The organism is Neobacillus sp. SuZ13 (genome assembly GCF_030123365.1).
In the GTDB taxonomy this organism is placed as follows: Bacteria; Bacillota; Bacilli; order Bacillales; family Cytobacillaceae; genus Neobacillus.
In genome coordinates this window covers 1,190,663-1,208,675 of record NZ_CP126107.1, presented here as the reverse complement: position 1 = coordinate 1,208,675, position 18,013 = coordinate 1,190,663, and the positions used below count along the sequence as shown (strand labels likewise).

Sequence of the window (18,013 nt, the reverse complement as noted above, 5' to 3'; positions counted from 1 at the left end):
AGCCTGCCAAATGGCAGGCTTCTAGAATTTCATCTTTATCGCTGCAGTTTCCCCTCAGCAAGCTTGATTTGCTTCTCAACTTGCTCAGGTGATGTTCCACCAAAGCTATTTCGAACTGCCACTACATGCTCTGGAGCTAATACCACATAAATATCTTCCTCAAATAATGGACTAAAGTCTTTATATTCATCGAAGCTCAAATCCAGCAAAAATTTGTTATTCTGGATCGCATATAAAACAATTTTTCCGATCACCTCATGAGCATCACGGAAAGGCAGACCTTTTCTCACCAAATAATCGGCAATATCAGTAGCATTAGAAAAATCATTGTTAATCGCCTTACGCATAATATCCTTATTAACGGTCATGGTTTCAATCATCGGTGCTAATAACATTAAAGAACCTTCAAGCGTTTCAACGGTATCAAACATACCTTCTTTATCTTCCTGTAAATCCTTGTTATAAGCGAGAGGTAAGCCTTTAAGAACGGTCAGCAAACCGATTAAATTACCATAGGTCCTGCCTGTTTTACCACGGAGAAGCTCTGGTACATCTGGATTTTTCTTCTGCGGCATAATACTTGACCCTGTGCAGAACGAATCGTCCAGTTCAACAAATTGAAACTCCTGACTTGACCAAATGACAAGTTCTTCTGATAATCTGGAAATATGAGTCATGATAATCGAACCGATTGATAGAAATTCAAGAATAAAGTCGCGATCACTAACAGCATCCATACTGTTTGGATAAACTGTTTCAAATCCTAACAACTCAGCGACACGTTCGCGGTTAATAGGAAATGTTGTTCCTGCCAATGCCCCTGAACCTAGCGGGAGCCAATTGATGCGCTTCAAACTATCAATCAATCGTTCTTTATCACGCTCAAACATCCAAAAATACGCCATTAAGTGATGGGCGAAGGATACAGGCTGTGCACGCTGCAGATGAGTATATCCAGGAATTAATGTTTGGACATTCTCTTTCGCCTGTTGGATTAATGCTTGTTGAACATCTTCTACTAACTTAATAAGTTCCGTCGTTTTTGTTCTTAAATACAGATGCATGTCGGTAGCCACCTGGTCATTACGGCTGCGCCCTGTATGAAGTTTCCCACCCACAGGACCGATCTTTTCAATTAATAGCTTTTCAATATTCATATGGATATCTTCGTCTTCTACTAAAAATTCGACCTGATGATTATCAACCAGCTTTTTTATGGAGAGAAGACCATCCTTAATTTTCTCGGCATCCTCCATTGGAATGATGCCACACTCTCCCAGCATTTGCACATGAGCGAGGCTCCCAGCGATATCCTCCTTAGCTAGCTTTTGATCAAAGGATATTGAAGCTGTAAATTCCTCTACCAGCTTATTAGTTTCTTTTGTAAAACGGCCGCCCCATAATTTCGACATGTAGTGTTCCTCCCTACCCTAATAACGAAGCCCTCGAAAAGGACTCGAGGGCAATCCGAATTATTTTAAAATAGATTCCTTTTTATTCACTTCTGAGTAGACTTTAGTCGGTAATCCCCAAATTTTAATAAATCCTACGGCTGCATTATGATCAAACGCATCGCCCTTTGAGTATGTTGCAAGTTCCTCATTGTATAGGCTGAATGGAGACTTTCTGCCAACGACCGTATGATTCCCTTTATGAAGCTTGATGCGGATGGTGCCTGTAACTGTCTTTTGCGTTTCATTAATAAAAGCATCAAGTGCTGGTTTGATAGGAGAATACCAAAGTCCTTCATAAATAATCTTAGCCATTTGCTGTTCAACTTGTGTCTTAAATTGAGTGACCTCGCGAGTTAGGGTTAAAAACTCTAATTCTTTATGAGCATTGATTAAAATGAGTGCAGCAGGATTTTCATAGACTTCACGAGATTTAATTCCTACTAATCTATTTTCGATATGGTCGATACGGCCAACACCGTGTTTGCCGCCAAGCGCATTTAACGTTTCAATTAATTGTACAAGCGGAAGTTTTTCGCCATTTAAAGCAACCGGTACCCCTTGTTCAAATTCGATTTCAACATATTCTGCTGTATCAGGAGTTAATTCCACCGGATTCGTCCAATCGAAGGCTGCTTCTGGTGCTTCAGCCCATGGGTCTTCCAGCACACCTGCCTCACAAGCACGGCCCCAAATGTTGGCGTCAATTGAAAACGGATTATCTAAATCAACGGGAATTGGAATACCGTTTTCCTCTGCATATTTGATTTCCTCGTCACGAGTCATTCCCCATTCACGAACAGGAGCAACGACCTTTAGGCTTGGGTTTAAAGCTTGAATGGAAACTTCAAAACGGACTTGGTCATTTCCTTTCCCCGTGCAGCCATGGGCAACAGCAGTTGCTCCCTCTTTTTCTGCTACCTCCACTAATAATTTAGAAATTAATGGGCGAGAAAGAGCTGATGATAATGGATATTTTCCTTCATATAAGCAATTCGCTTTTAAGGCTGGTAAAATATATTCCTTTGCTAATAATTCCTTTGCATCGATCATATAAGCTTTTACCGCACCAACATTTAGTGCTTTATTTTTAATCGCTTCTAGATCTTTACCTTCACCGACATCTAGACCCAATGCAATCACATCATAGCCGTATTTTTCTTGAATCCATTTTACTGATACAGATGTATCTAAACCGCCTGAATAGGCTAAAACGATTTTTTCTTTTGTCATTTTTATAATTCTCCTCTTACTATATCTGTATTTTTATCCAACTGATAGAATTATTATACAACAAGTTCCATAGAAAATGAAACTATTATTCTAGTAAAAGTTTTAAAATTGCTTTTTGAGCATGCAGGCGGTTCTCAGCTTCATCAAAAACAACTGAATGTGGACCATCAATAACCTCTGCCGTTACTTCTTCGCCACGGTGTGCTGGCAAACAATGCAAAAAGATAAAGTCCTCATTTGCAAAATTGCACAGTTCTTCATTTACTTGGAAACCTTGGAATGCTTTCAATCTCTTTTCCGTTTCTTCTTCCTGCCCCATGCTGGTCCAGACATCTGTTACGACGACATCTGCTCCTTTGATCGCTTCTTGAGGGTCATTTGTAATTATAAGGGAACATCCAGTTTGTTTTCCCACTTTGATGGCATCTTCGGTTATTTTACCATTAGGCAAATAGCCTGGTGGGCTAGCAATGCTAATATCCATGCCGACTTTCATGGCACCCTCCATTAAGGAATGGGCCATATTGTTATTTCCGTCCCCGATATAGCATAGCTTTAAACCAGCTAATTTCCCTTTATGTTCTAGTATTGTTAATAGATCTGCCAACACTTGTGTTGGGTGTTGAAGATCGGTTAAGCCATTAATGACCGGTACAGTTGCATGTTCAGCTAATTCCTCTACTGAATCATGTGAAAAAGTTCGAATCATTAATCCATCCACATAACGGGACAACACTTTAGCCGTATCTGATATGCTTTCTCCTCTTCCTAATTGAATATCCTTTGAACTTAGGAAGATCGCATGGCCACCGAGCTGCAGCATTCCTACTTCAAATGATACCCTTGTACGGGTTGAGGATTTTTCAAAAATCATTCCTAAAACCTTTCCGGCTAAATACGGATGTGGTTTGCCTTGTTTTTGGAGCTTCTTCATCTCTACCGCTTCGTTTAAAAGATAGAGGATTTGATCTGTACTGAAATCAGAAAGCTGTAGGAAATCTTTTCCTTTCAGCTTCTGAACAGTTTTATTACTAATTTCAAATAAATTAATGGCCTCACCCATGAACGGCACCTCTCTCTTCTAACTTGTAATATTCATTCACAGATCGTACCCCAAAATCGGATCTCTTCCCTTTTTCAAGGCCAATGATTGCTTCAATTGTATCTAAGTGTGTAAATACAGGTACCTTGTAGCGAACAGCATGTTCACGAATCTGGAACCCAAATTTAATTTTATTCCGACCTTGATTCGGTATGTTAATAACAGCCTTCATTGACTGGTTTCGGAAAAGATTAAGGACTTCATCATCGCTCTTAATTACTTTTTCAACTTGAATGTCATTGTCTTGAAAATAGGCAGCTGTCCCTTCTGTTGCAGCAATCTTGTATTGTTTTTTTATAAGTTCTTGCACAATTGGAAGTGACGCTTGCTTATCTCGATCGGCGATGGAACAAAAAAGATAATTTTCCTCTGATTGACCGCCAAGGGATGGAATTGATTTTTCAAGAGCCTCTTGATAGGTTACTCCCATACCAAGTGCTTCACCTGTAGATTTCATTTCAGGTCCGAGCACATGGTCGACACCTTTAAGTTTACTAGATGAAAACACCGGTGATTTAACAGAAAAATAACCTGGTTCATCCATTAGTCCTTGTGTAGAACATAAATCGGTGAGCGTTTCCCCTAATTGAACACGCGTCGCCCATTCAATCATCGGTATTCCTGTTACCTTGCTCATAATTGGTACTGTTCTTGATGAACGAGGATTGACTTCAAGTACATTCACCTGTTCTTGATAGATTACAAATTGAATGTTCATGATTCCAATTACCGGTGCAGAGTTAGCGATTTTCCCGGCGTAATCAATTAAGGTTTCTTTCACTTTTTCTGAAAGTGACACCGGCGGGAACACTGAGATACTGTCGCCAGAATGAACACCAGCTTTTTCTATATGTTCAAAAATTCCTGGTACGACGATATTTTTCCCATCACAGATGGCATCAATCTCGCATTCTAGTCCAGGTAAATATTTATCTACTAATAAAGGCCACATAGAAGCTTGTGAATTTTTCTCAAGCTGCGCTATATATTGGTTCAATTCCGCTTCTGAAAAAATCGTAAACATGGATTGGCCGCCTATAACATAGGATGGTCTCACTAAAACTGGATATCCTAATGCAGCCGCTGCTTGTTTCAGTTCTTCCGGGTGCGCAACGGTTTTTCCTTCAATATGCGGAATATTTAAATCCTCCAACAGCTGATAAAATTCTTTTCGATCTTCTAAACGATCGACATTTTCCACGGTCGTACCTAAGATTTTTACACCCTCTTCTTCTAATGCATGGGCGATATTTATGGCTGTTTGACCGCCAAACTGGATCAAAACACCATCGACCTTTTCTTTTTCGATGACATGGAGCACATCTTCTGCAGCGAGTGGTTCAAAATAAAGGCGGTCCGCAACCGAATAATCGGTACTCACTGTCTCAGGGTTATTATTGATAACCACTGCTTCGTATCCCTTTTTCTTGATCGCTTTTGCAGCATGCACCGAGCAGTAATCAAATTCAATTCCTTGCCCGATTCGAATCGGACCTGAGCCAATAACAAGAATCTTTTTCTTGCTTGTTACCTCAACCTCGTCAAATCCATGCCAGGTAGAATAATAGTAAGGTGTGACAGCATCAAATTCGGCCGAACAAGTATCAACCATCTTATAGCCTGGTTTCCAGTTCAGTTCTTTCCACTTGCTTCTTACTTGTTTCTCTGGAATGGCATATATTTGAGATAATAGCTTATCGGCGACATTATTTCGTTTTGCCTCTTTGAGCAAGGAAACAGGAACATCATTCCAGTTATAGGAAGCCAATTCCGTTTCTAACATAACGATTGAGCTAATTTTGTGCAAAAACCATAGGTCAATCTCGGTGATTTGTTGAACCTTTTCAAGGGAGATTCCTCTTCTAAATGATTCTGCAATGATGAAAAGCCTCTGGTCATTCGCTTGTTTAAGAAGCCCAATTAAGTTCTCTTCATCCATTGTTTTATTTCCCTCGAGACAAAGCCCATAGACATTCATTTCCATCGAGCGAATAGCCTTGTTTAAGGCACCTTCAAAGGTCCGATCAATCGCCATTACTTCCCCAGTCGCCTTCATTTGCGTTCCTAAGGTACGATCTGCTTCAGGAAATTTGTCAAAAGGGAAGCGAGGCAGTTTCACCACAATATAATCAATCGCTGGCTCAAATGAAGCAAACGTATTACCTGTTATTGGGTTCACAATCTCATCCAAATGATACCCAATCGCACATTTAGCTGCCATCCGCGCGATGGGATAACCGGTTGCTTTGGATGCAAGGGCTGATGAACGGCTCACCCGTGGATTTACTTCGATAATGTAATATTGATTCGATGCTGGATGCAGTGCAAACTGGATGTTACAGCCACCGATAATCTGTAATTCTTTAATTACTTTTATTGAAGAATCACGAAGCATTTGATACTGGACATCCGTTAATGTTTGCGATGGAGCGACTACAATCGAGTCACCTGTATGAACGCCAACTGGGTCCATATTCTCCATATTACAAACAATGATGCACGTATCATTTGCATCTCTCATAACCTCATATTCAACTTCTTTCCAGCCTTTAATACTTCTTTCTACTAATACTTGATGAATTGGACTAGCCGCTAAGCCTTTTTTTAGAACCGTTTCAAATTCTTCTTCATTGTAAGCAAAGCCGCCGCCATCTCCTCCAAGTGTATAGGCAGGACGAATAATGACTGGATATCCAATTTCTTTAACGAAAGATACCCCTTCCTCAAAGCTGTGAATAATAGCCGATTCAGGAATGGGCTCTCCAATTTCAAGCATCAAACTGCGAAACCTTTCTCTATCTTCTCCATTTTTAATGGATTCGACAGAAGTTCCTAATAATTCAACATTGTATTTACTTAAAATATTTTGTTCGTAAAGTTCAACCGTTAAATTCAAGCCAGTTTGGCCGCCTAAGGTGCCAATAATTCCGTCTGGTTTTTCTTTCTTGATAATTTTTTCAATGGTTTCCACATTAAGCGGTTCAATATATACCTTATCGGCAACCGCTTCATCCGTCATGATGGTCGCCGGATTATTATTAATTAGAACGACTTCAATGCCTTCTTCTCTCAAGGCAATACATGCTTGTGTACCTGCATAGTCAAATTCTGCAGCTTGCCCAATGACGATGGGACCTGATCCAATCACTAGTACTTTTTTTAAGGATTTATTTAATGGCATATACTGTCTCTCCCATTGATGCTATCTGACTTACGAAATCTTTTAAGATATACTCTGTATCGCTTGGCCCTGGATGGGCTTCTGGATGAAATTGTACGGTTTGAATTGGAAAATTCTTATGCTTCAAACCTTCAATCGACCGATCATTTACATTACGGTAAGTGACATCAAATACTTTGTTGTCTATACTTTCATCAACCACAACATAGCCATGGTTTTGTGCAGTGATTTTTACCTTCCCCGTAAATAGTTCTTTTACTGGATGATTGCCTCCGCGATGTCCATATGCAAGTTTTGTTGTTTTTGCTCCGTATGCTAAAGCTATTAATTGATGCCCCAGACAAATTCCCAATGTGGGATAGTTTTGGCTAATCTTTTTTATTTCTGGAAACCATTTTTTCAAATCCATCGGATCTCCAGGACCATTACTGAACAGGACTCCGTCTGGATTCAATGATTTTATTTTTTCATAAGACGTATTATATGGAACAATGGTAACCGCACAGTTTTCATCAAGCAGAGCGTTAAGAATCGACTTTTTATATCCAAAGTCCATTAACACCACATGCGGACCGTTGTTTTTGAAAGATTGAATTTTTTTGGTTGATACTTTCTCTACCCAAAATGAGCTATTATCTGATTCTAAATTTTCGTTATTCTTTGTTTTGCTTAGATATCCTTTTACAGTCCCGCGGCTGCGAATGGTTTTTACTAAAAGTCGAGTATCGACTCCCGCAATCCCAGGAACTCCTGCATCTTTAAGGTTTTCAGAAAATTTATTGATTGACTGATAATGGCTTGGAGTTTCACATAAATCACCGATGATGACCCCAGACAAAGCTGGTGTGATACTTTCATTGTCAATTGCATTTATTCCATAATTTCCGATAATCGGATAACAGAATGTAATGATTTGTCCAGCGTAAGAAGGATCGGTGATAATCTCTTGATACCCCGTCATGCTAGTATTAAAAACCACTTCCCCGAGAGAATCTTTTTCAGCACCAATTAGTACTCCTTCAAAGACTTCGCCCGTTTCCAAAGTAAGGTATCCATTCTGCAAACTACTCACGCGCCTTTCTCAATACTTTGGAAAGTTTTTTCCAATGCTTTAATAAATTCATTTATTTCTTCAGTTGTGACAGTTAATGGTGGTAAAATCCTTACCACATTTGGACCAGCTGTAAGGATCAGAAGGTTGTTTTCGAGTGCTTTTTGAACGATTTCTAGGGCATTCGTATCAACAACGATTCCTTTTAACAGGCCAAGTCCGCGGATATCTTTTATTAATGAGTACTCTTCCTTCATGACAAGCAGTTTTTTATCCAAGTATGAAGCCATTTCGTTTGCTTGATTTAATATGTTCGTGTCATGTATATGTTTAACCGTTGCGACTCCAGCAGCTGTGGCTAATGGGTTCCCTCCAAAAGTACTGCCATGACTGCCTGGGTCAAAGCCTTTGGCTGCCTCTTCTTTTGCGATAATCGCTCCAATCGGAAAACCTGAGCCAAGACCTTTGGCAATACTAATGACATCGGGCTCAATTCCGTATTGTTCATAAGCAAAGAGTGTACCTGTTCTGCCAATCCCTGTTTGGATTTCGTCAACCATCAGGAGTATTTCTCTTTCCTTACAAATCTTCGCTAACTTTTTGACCCATTCATGGTTTGCAGGAATGACTCCACCTTCACCTTGAACGAGTTCTAGGAGAACAGCTGCAGGCTCAATCGTATAAAGCAACTCCAGCGCTTCTTCATCATTAAATGGCAGATAACTAAACCCTGATACTAACGGAAAAAATCCCTGCTGAATTTTTTCTTGTCCTGTAGCCGATAAGGTGGCTAGGGTCCTCCCATGAAAGGATTGCTGAAATGTGACAATTTCAGGTGCTTCTTTTCCCTTCACTTTGCTGGCATATCTTCTTGCTAATTTAATCGCTGCCTCATTCGCTTCGGCTCCACTATTACAAAAGAAAACCTGGTCACCGCAGCTATTACCCGTAAGAAGCGACGCCAGCTTCTCCTGATTTGGGATATTATAGAGGTTTGAACAATGCCACAGGTTTTGTAATTGCTCCTCAAGTGCATCCTTTACAACATCAGGAACATGCCCTAGGTTACAAGTGGCAATACCCGAAGTGAAATCTAAATATTGCGTTCCCTGTTCATCCCAAACATAGCTCCCTTTCCCTTTAACTAGTGTGACAGGGAAGCGGCTGTATGTTGCCATCACTGGCGAGGTCAGGGAGGTGGAATTATTGATTGACATTACGCGATCCCCTCTTCTAAGACAATTTTAGTTCCGGTCATTTTACCGTTCGTATAATCTATTAAGCTGCTTTTTTCAGATCCATTGATAATACTAACTTCAGGAATTTTGTGGACAAGGCCATCAATGGCGGCTTTTACTTTAGGTATCATTCCACCATAAATAGTCTTATTATCGATCAGTTCCTCGATGGTTGCCTTTGAGACTTTATCAAGTTTTGTCTTGGCACCATTTTTTTCAACTAAGATTCCAGGTATATCACTAATGAAGCAAAGATTTGCACCCAATGCTTTGGCAATCGCTGAAGCAGCAATATCACCATTAATGTTATATCTCTGTCCGCCAGCATCGATACCGACTGGAGAAATTACTGGAACATTACCTTGTGCAATGATTCCTTCGATTACTTCATGGTTGACACCAATTACTTCACCAACGAATCCTAATGTATCCGCATTTTCAGTTGGTTCAGCTTGTAATAGGGAACCATCTACACCACTTACGCCAATCGCCTTTCCCCCAACTTCGATTATGTTTCGGACAACTTGTTTGTTGACAGAGCCGCTCAATACCATTTCAACAATATCTAATACTTCGTGATTGGTTACTCTAAGACCATTCACAAAAGTGGTGTCAACGTTTAGATTTTTTAATAATGAGGTAATTAATGGACCGCCGCCATGGACGATGATGGGCGTCCATTCTCCTCCTTCATGAAGTGAAACAATATCTTCATAAAAGGATCTTGGGAGATTATCTAACACACTTCCGCCGCACTTAATGACTATATATTTCATTCTCTCGTCCTCCTCTTATGTGCGGTAGGATGCGTTGATCTTCACATAATCATAAGTTAAGTCGCATCCATAAGCTGTAGCGTTATATTCACCTTGATTTAATTCAACACTCAATTTAACAATTTCCGATTCTAAGTATTCCTTTACTTCTTCCTCAACAAAGTGGCTTGGCAAACCATTTTCAAATACTGTGAAAGGTCCAATTGCCACTTTTACCGCGTTAGGTTCAACAGGTACACCACTATAGCCAATAGCAGTTACAATTCTACCCCAGTTTGGATCCGTTCCATAAATAGCAGTTTTAACAAGGTTGGAGGATATAATTGCTTTGCCGACTGCACTTGCTGCGTTTTCACTGTAGGCTCCATTCACTTGAACTTCTACTAGTTTGGTAGCCCCTTCACCATCTCTTGCAATTTTTTTAGCGAGTGACTCACAAACAATTTTTAATCCTTGTTTGAAAAGTGGCCATTCTGGATGATCCTTTGTTAGTTGAGTATTCTCTGCTAATCCATTGGCCATAACGAGGACCATGTCATTTGTACTTGTATCGCCATCAACGGTTATCATATTGAAGGTTTGATTCGTTATCTCTCGAAGTGCTGCCAATAGGTCTGCTTGTGCAATGTTTGCATCTGTTGTAACAAATCCAAGCATGGTAGCCATGTTTGGGTGAATCATTCCAGACCCTTTAGATGCTCCTCCAATGGAAACCGTTTTTCCATCAACTTTAAATTGCACTCCAGTATGTTTGACACATGTGTCAGTTGTTAAGATAGCATTTTTAAAGTTATTTTCATCTTGATTCTCTTGATTTAAGAGTTGTTTTATCCCTGTTAACACTTTATCCATCGGTAAAAGTTCTCCGATGACTCCGGTAGAAGTAACAGCTACGAGATGGTCTTGTAATCCCAACTCGTTTGCAAAACTTTTTTGCATCGCGAATGCATCCAGTAATCCCTGTTCCCCTGTACATGCATTGGCATTTCCAGAGTTCACGATAATGGCTTGAACCTTGTTTTCTTTCGCGATACTTTCTTGGGTAACTAATAGTGGAGCTGCTTGAAAGATGTTGGTTGTATATACTCCTGCAGCCGTTGCAGGAACCTCTGAAACGATATATCCTAAATCAAGTCGTTTTCTTTTTATTCCACAGTGCATGCCGCCTGCTTTGTATCCCTTTGGTAAGGTAACACTACCTTCTTCTATAACAACGATTTCGTTTGTGGATGTTGCTTGTGCCAATTTAATTTCCCCCTTCAAATTCCCTTCGTTCTCCAATTTAAACAAGGTAGTATTTCTTATGGATACATCGGAATGTCAGTGAGCCCCGTTCGCTCATCCCAACCATTCATCAAATTTACATTTTGGATGGCCTGCCCAGCAGCCCCTTTAACTAAATTATCTATTACTGAAATGATTGTCAGTCTGTTTGTTCTTTCATCAACATGCAGGCCGATATCACAATAATTAGAACCGGATACTTCTTTTGTAGAAGGGATATTCCCTTCAGGCCGTACTCTTATAAAATGAGATTCTTGATAAAAATGTTTATATAAATCTATAACTTTTTTCGTTGAAATTCTTTCTTTAAGATTCACATACATCGTGCACATGATTCCTCGTGTCATTGGTACAAGATGGGTAGTGAATGAAATCGTTAGTGGATTCCCACTTTCATCTGAAAGTACTTGCTCTATTTCAGGAATATGTTGATGTGCTCCTAGTTTATAAGCTTTTAAGTTTTCATTGATTTCAGAGTAATGAGATGTTAAGGAAAGTCCTCTTCCAGCACCAGATACTCCCGATTTTGCATCAACGATTATCGATTTTTCATCTATCAAATTTGTTTGTAACGCTGGTATAAGACCTAGCGTTGTGGCGGTTGGATAACAGCCAGGATTTGCTATTAAGTTAGAAGTCTTTATTTTTTCTGCATAAATTTCACTTAATCCGTAGGTTGCTTGTTGTAAATATTTATCCTCTGCTGGTGAATGTTTATACCATGATTCATATATATCACCCGACCTTAGCCGGAAATCTCCAGATAAATCAATACATTTAATACCAGTCTCTAAAAGCTGTGGAACATACCTACTGCTCACCCCCGAAGGTGTAGCCAAAAACACAATTTCATTTTTTTTAGACAATTTATCAACATCAAAATTTTCAAGTGGTTGATCAGTAATTTCAGAAAGGTGAGGATAAATTTCACTAAAATTTGACCCTGATTGGGAGTTGGAAACAATTGAACCAACCTCCAAAATGGGGTGTTTGTTGATTAACCTCACTAACTCAATTGCACCATAACCAGTACCACCGATAATCGCAGCCTTCAATTTATCCAACTCCTAAGTTGCTTTTATAATGAATTATTATACATATTCACATATAAATATTCAATGGAAAAATAGCTTAATTTTCTGTTTTTAATGAAAATTACTGCTTAAATTTTTGAAAACGCTTACATTTAATGATGGAAGATTATTCACTTTTTATGCATGTTGAGCCAAAGAAAAAAAACACTCAATGAGTGTTTTTTAATAATTTATAGGCTTTCATGCAGCAAAGTTAATACGCTTCTTAATTCCTTAACTGCGATTTGTCCGGGTGCTGAAGCTTTTTTGGCTGATCCAAATGTAAGGGCGGACCCAAATACTTCGCCGGCCAATCGACTAATGACTCCCTTACCTGCCATAGACATAGTTATGAACGGTCGATCCGCATATTGCTCCTTCATTGTATTTGTTGCATCTAGGAGGGTGAGCACATCTGCTGGACTAATTGGCATCACAGCAATTTTTGGTATATCTCCCCCTAATTCTTGTGCCTTCCTTAACCGGGTTACAATTTCATCTTTTGCAGGCGTCTTTTCAAAATCATGGTTAGAAATAATAACAAAGACATTTTTCACATGAGCATCTTCAATCAATTTCTTGATTTCATTTTCATCATTGAATAATTCAACATCAATGATATCAACCAAGCCAGTTTCTGCAATGGTCCTGTTTAATTCAAAATAGAACGATGTGGTAATTTCTTTATTGCCTCCTTCTTTGTGACTTCGAAAAGTAAAGATGAGTGGTGTATTAGGCAGGATTGAGCGAAGTTCAATAAGCGCCTCTTTTACTTTCTCAATAGTTTCTACTTGGTCAAAAAGGTCGACACGCCACTCGACTAGATCTAGGTCGAGATTTTTAAGAAAATCAGCTTCTTCCTTTAACTGTGCAATAGTCTCTCCAACGATTGGCACACAGATTTTTGGTATTCCTTCCCCAATTGTGAGGTCTCTAACGGTAATAGTTTTAGGCATTATCCCCACTCCTTATTGATCTTTTGAAACTTCTAAAAGTTTAGTCCCCTAAGAAATTAATTCTTTTACAATTAGGTCCGTAATTTCCTCCGCGCTTTTATGATCGGTGGAAATCTTTAAATGATGGTTCTTGTAAATGTCTTGTCTTTTATAAAAAAGCTCTTCCATTTCTTCTATTGACTTTCCTTTTAATACCGGCCGACTATCAATAATTAATCCTAATCGATCCTTCCAGGCTTCCAATGATAGTTCGAGGAAAATCACAATACAAGATGCTAAACACGTCTCTCTAATCTCTTTTTGAAGGAAGGCACCTCCGCCAACAGAAATAACTTTTTGCTTCTGTTCTGCTAGACTCACAATTAAGCTTTTTTCTCTATCTCTAAATTCAGTCTCACCAAACTCAGTAAAAATCTGGGATACCGGCATGTTATACTCTTTTTCAATTCTTTCATCAATATCAATAAATTCACGGTTAAGTTTAGCCGCGACCTTCTTGCCGATCGTAGTTTTTCCAGCACCCATGAAGCCAATAAAAACAATACTCTTATCTCTGCTCTCCAAAATCTCAAACCCCCAATAGGATAAAACAAATTATTAAGCATAATTATAATGCTATTTTGAGATTTTAGACAATTTTTTAAGTAAGAATGATTAATTGGTACCTGACACCAAAGAAAAGCGCAAGCGCCCTGTTCAGCGGCGTATGGCCTCCTCGAAAGAGCTAACGCTCTTTCTTCGTGCGATGCCTATGCTGCCGAAGCCTTCCTTGTGGAGCGCTCCAACTGAGATAAAGGAAACACGAAGAGCCGGAGGCGCATTCGTGCTTGACTTATCGTAGGGCGGAGAGCGAAGGACACTAGCCGCTAGGGCCACTTGCGCTAGACAGTAATCTAAGTTCAAAAACTTAATCTTTCTTATCCTTATAAAGAAAGAGACCCACACAGGGGTCTCTACGTCTATTGTTTCATTTTCGGGTCAAGTATATCCCTTAGTCCATCGCCCATTAAGTTAAAGCCAAGGACGGTTAGCATTATGGCTATCCCTGGGAAGAATAATGTCCATGGTGCCTGTGTAATATAATTTTTGGAATCAGCGAGCATTTTTCCCCATTCAGGTGTCGGTGCCTGCGCTCCCATACCAAGGAAACCAAGGGCTGCTGCTTCAATAATAGCTGTAGCAATCGCTAAAGTAGCTTGGACGATTACTGGTGATATACTATTTGGTAAAATATGACGAAGTAGAATTCGGGAATCTTTCATTCCAACCGCACGGGCCGCCATAATATATTCTTCCTGTTTCACACTTAATACTTTAGAGCGAACAAGTCGTCCAAAGTTCGGGATATTAATAACCGCAATCGCAATCAATGCATTTTGCAAGGATGGCCCCAAAATTGAAACAACGGCAATCGCCAAAAGAATACTTGGAAAGGCTAGCATAATATCAAAAATGCGTGAGATAATTGCATCTACCCAGCGCCCGTAGTAACCAGCAATAATTCCAAGAAATGTCCCTGCCACAACAGACCCTAATACTGAGAAAAAGCCTACCCACAAAGATATTCTAGCGCCATATACAATCCTAGAAAAAATATCACGTCCAAAGTCGTCTGTCCCAAACCAATGATTACTAGAAGGCGGTAGCATTCGGTCGGTTAGGACTTGTTCTTTATAACTATATGGAGCAATAATCGGGGCAATTATTGCAATAATGATAAAAAAGACAACAATCCCTAACCCCACTAAAGCTAATCGGTTTTTATAAAATGATATCCATGCTTCTTTCCAGGGAGGTGTCAGCTTTTCTTCAACAATTACCGTCGTTATATTTGCCGGTTTTTTTTCAAGTTCCGCCACTTTTAGTTCCCCTCCTCTATTTCGTGTATTTAATTCGTGGGTCTACAAACACATACAATAAATCCACGATTAAATTTATAAGTACAAAAATTGCCGCAATAATTAAAATCCCCGACTGTATAACCGGATAATCACGGTAGCCGATGGCATCATAGAGGTATCTCCCAATTCCCGGCCAGCCAAAAATCGTTTCCGTTAGAATTGCTCCTCCAAGTAAAAGGCCCGTTTGCAGCCCGATAATTGTTAATACAGGGATGACAGCATTTTTTAAGGAATGCTTATATACGACCCAAAACATGCTCAGTCCTTTTGCTCTCGCTGTACGGACATAATCCGACTTCATCACCTCAAGCATGGTTGCCCGCGTCATTCTAGCAATAATCGCCATTGGAATGGTGGCAAGGGCAATACTAGGCAGGACCAAATGTTTAAGGACAGTAACAAACTGATCGGTTCTTCCTTGTAATAAAGTATCTATTAAATAGAAATTAGTAATCGCTGAAACGGGGTCTCTTACATTCTCTCTTCCTGTCGTCGGCAGCCATCCTAATTCAATAGAAAACACCCATTGTTCCATTAAACCAAGCCAAAAAATCGGCAGTGACACTCCAATCAGTGCAAGCACCATCGCAACATAATCAAACCATGATTTGGAGAACCAGGCACTGACGATCCCTGCATTAACTCCAACAATGATGGCAATAAACATAGCTACAACAGTTAGTTCTGCCGTTGCTGCTAAGTATGGCCATATTTCTTCGTTAATTGGCCCCCTTGTTCGCAGTGAAACTCCTAAATCCCCATGGAGCAGGGCATTAATATAATCTACGTATTGTATGTACCAGGGCCTGTCCAACCCTAATTCCTTCGTTAACGTGGCAATAGATTCTGCCGTTGCTCTCTGACCAAGAATTACCTGAGCGGGATTTCCTGGAATAGCATGGATAATGGCAAAAACAACAAGTGTCATCCCTATTAAAACAGGTATTAATGAAAACACCCGGCGGACTGTATATGTTAACAATTTATTTCACCTCACTGTAAAGCATAAGCGACTAGATAGACGCTGCCACAAAACCATTTTTTTCAATCGTTATGAATGTGCTTAGCTAACAAAAGGGGAGGCTAAACTCCCTCCCCCTTTCAGCCATGATTATTTAAATTCAACTTTAGTTAATGCTTCTGATCCAGTTGGGTGCGGTAAGTAATTTGCCACATCTTTCCCTGCTGCTAACAACGGTGTAGAGTGAACAAGTGGAACCCATGGCGCATCATCATGGATAATTACTTGTGCTTCTTCGTATAATGCATTACGTTTTGCTTGATCAATTTCTGTTTGTGCTTTAATTAAAACGTCATGTAATTTGTCATTACTGTATTGGGAATAGTTATTACTTCCAATGCTGTCTTTATCAAGCAATGTGTATAGGAAGTTATCTGGATCCCCATTGTCACCTGTCCAGCCAAGCATGAACATATCAAATTCACCTTTTGCTGCTTTATCTAAGTAAGTAGCCCAGTCCACAGATTGGATTTTGGCTTTGACGTTGATTTTGCTTAAGCTCTCTTGAATAACTTCAGCTACTTTTTGTGCTTCAGGCATATAAGGGCGCGCAACAGGCATTGCCCATAAGTCAATTTCAAATCCTTTTTCGTATCCAGCTTCTTTCAATAATGCTTTAGCTTTCTCTAAATCATATGGATACGGCTCAACTGATTTATTATAGCCTTCAATAGAAGGAGGCATTGGATTGACAGCCTCTAGAGCTTTTCCACCATAAAACGCATCAATAATCGATTTTTTATCGACAGCGTAGTTAATTGCTTGACGAACCAATTTATTATCAAATGGTTTACGAGTGGTTGTTAAACCGATATAACCAACGTTCATAGAAGGACGTTCAATTACTTGTAGGTTGGCATTTCCTTTTACAGTCGCTTCATCTGAATTATTCAGTCCATCCATCACATCAATCTCGCCATTTGCAAGCGCGTTAAGACGTGCAGTATTTTCAGGGATTACACGGAAAATAACTTTGTTTAACTTAGGCAAACCTTTTTGCCAATAGTCAGGGTTCTTTTCTAAAGTAATAGTATCGTTTTCTTTCCACTCAACGAATTTAAATGGACCTGTACCAACAGGATTCTGTCTAAACTTGTCACCGAATTTTTTAACAGCGGTAGGGCTTGCAATTCCAAACGGAGACATCGCCAGGTTCTTTAAGAATGGAGCCTGTGCACGTTTTAAAACAAATTGAACAGTGTTCGCATCTAAGGCTTTAACTTCTTTAATAACGTGGCCCTCATCCTTTTTAAATCCGCCAAACATAGTGTAATAAGGGAATTTATCAGCATCCCCATTCATCCAGCGATCAAAGTTAAAAACAACCGCATCTGCATTAAAATCAGTACCATCATGGAATTTAACGCCTTGACGAAGCTTGAAGGTGTAAGTTAAGCCATCAGGTGTCACTTCCCACGATTCAGCAAGTCCTGGATTAATCGTGGTATCTTGGTCACCATATTGGATTAATGTTTCATAAATGTTTTCTGTTACTTTGAATGCTTCACCTTCAGTTGTTGTAATCGGATCTAGCGATGTAGAATCTCCACCACGACCATATACTAGTGTATCCTTTTTCGCTCCGCCACTTGTGGCAGGATCTTTCTTGCCGCCTGCTTCTTCATTCGTTTTGCTGCTACAGCCAACTAAAAACATGCTGATGGCTAATAGAGAAATCAATAGCAGTTTAAAAGATTTCTTCTTCATAAGCTTTTTTAACCCCCTATATTTTTGTTTTCTTTATCA

The 18,013-nt window shown here is 39.6% G+C and carries 14 protein-coding genes; all 14 read right to left on the bottom strand.

Features of this window, described 5'->3' with window-relative positions; genetic code table 11:
• Nucleotides 1-35: 35 nt before the first annotated feature.
• Nucleotides 36-1,412 carry an argininosuccinate lyase gene (gene argH, locus QNH17_RS05720; RefSeq protein ID WP_283877822.1) on the bottom strand — a complete coding sequence of 459 codons (1,377 nt, stop codon included), beginning with the start codon at nt 1,410-1,412 and terminating at the stop codon, nt 36-38.
• Nucleotides 1,413-1,472: 60 nt separating this feature from the next.
• Nucleotides 1,473-2,684 (bottom strand): argininosuccinate synthase, encoded by a 1,212-nt coding sequence (locus tag QNH17_RS05715; RefSeq protein ID WP_283877821.1) that lies wholly within the window; start codon nt 2,682-2,684, stop codon nt 1,473-1,475.
• Nucleotides 2,685-2,769: 85 nt separating this feature from the next.
• Nucleotides 2,770-3,747, bottom strand: coding sequence for an ornithine carbamoyltransferase (gene argF / locus QNH17_RS05710; RefSeq protein WP_283877820.1), 978 nt, complete (start codon nt 3,745-3,747; stop codon nt 2,770-2,772).
• A complete protein-coding gene (gene carB / locus QNH17_RS05705; RefSeq protein ID WP_283877819.1) occupies nt 3,740-6,967 on the bottom strand; it encodes a carbamoyl-phosphate synthase (glutamine-hydrolyzing) large subunit in 3,228 nt (1,075 codons plus the stop codon). The genes argF and carB overlap by 8 nt, the downstream gene beginning before the upstream one ends.
• Complete coding sequence (locus QNH17_RS05700) at nt 6,954-8,030, bottom strand: carbamoyl phosphate synthase small subunit (protein ID WP_283879441.1); 1,077 nt, start codon at nt 8,028-8,030, stop codon at nt 6,954-6,956. Before QNH17_RS05700 ends, carB begins: the two co-directional genes overlap by 14 nt.
• Before the next feature lie 5 nt (nt 8,031-8,035).
• On the bottom strand, nt 8,036-9,235 hold the full coding sequence (locus tag QNH17_RS05695; protein WP_283877818.1) for an acetylornithine transaminase: 1,200 nt from the start codon (nt 9,233-9,235) through the stop codon (nt 8,036-8,038).
• Nucleotides 9,235-10,032 carry an acetylglutamate kinase gene (gene argB, locus QNH17_RS05690; protein WP_283877817.1) on the bottom strand — a complete coding sequence of 266 codons (798 nt, stop codon included), beginning with the start codon at nt 10,030-10,032 and terminating at the stop codon, nt 9,235-9,237. Before argB ends, QNH17_RS05695 begins: the two co-directional genes overlap by 1 nt.
• Nucleotides 10,033-10,047: 15 nt before the next feature.
• A complete protein-coding gene (gene argJ, locus QNH17_RS05685) occupies nt 10,048-11,277 on the bottom strand; it encodes a bifunctional ornithine acetyltransferase/N-acetylglutamate synthase (protein WP_283877816.1) in 1,230 nt (409 codons plus the stop codon).
• 56 nt (nt 11,278-11,333) lie between these two features.
• A complete protein-coding gene (gene argC / locus QNH17_RS05680; protein WP_283877815.1) occupies nt 11,334-12,371 on the bottom strand; it encodes an N-acetyl-gamma-glutamyl-phosphate reductase in 1,038 nt (345 codons plus the stop codon).
• 209 nt (nt 12,372-12,580) lie between these two features.
• On the bottom strand, nt 12,581-13,345 hold the full coding sequence (gene aroD, locus QNH17_RS05675) for a type I 3-dehydroquinate dehydratase (RefSeq protein ID WP_283877814.1): 765 nt from the start codon (nt 13,343-13,345) through the stop codon (nt 12,581-12,583).
• A gap of 48 nt (nt 13,346-13,393) precedes the next feature.
• Entirely contained in the window at nt 13,394-13,870 is a 477-nt protein-coding gene (locus QNH17_RS05670; RefSeq protein WP_283879440.1) for a shikimate kinase, read from the bottom strand.
• A gap of 434 nt (nt 13,871-14,304) precedes the next feature.
• Nucleotides 14,305-15,204 carry a nickel transporter permease gene (gene nikC, locus QNH17_RS05665; protein WP_283877813.1) on the bottom strand — a complete coding sequence of 300 codons (900 nt, stop codon included), beginning with the start codon at nt 15,202-15,204 and terminating at the stop codon, nt 14,305-14,307.
• Between the two features lie 16 nt (nt 15,205-15,220).
• Complete coding sequence (locus tag QNH17_RS05660) at nt 15,221-16,228, bottom strand: ABC transporter permease (protein ID WP_283877812.1); 1,008 nt, start codon at nt 16,226-16,228, stop codon at nt 15,221-15,223.
• 129 nt (nt 16,229-16,357) lie between these two features.
• Nucleotides 16,358-17,974: an ABC transporter substrate-binding protein gene (locus QNH17_RS05655; protein WP_283877811.1), complete on the bottom strand. Its 1,617-nt coding sequence runs from the start codon at nt 17,972-17,974 to the stop codon at nt 16,358-16,360.
• Nucleotides 17,975-18,013: the final 39 nt, after the last annotated feature.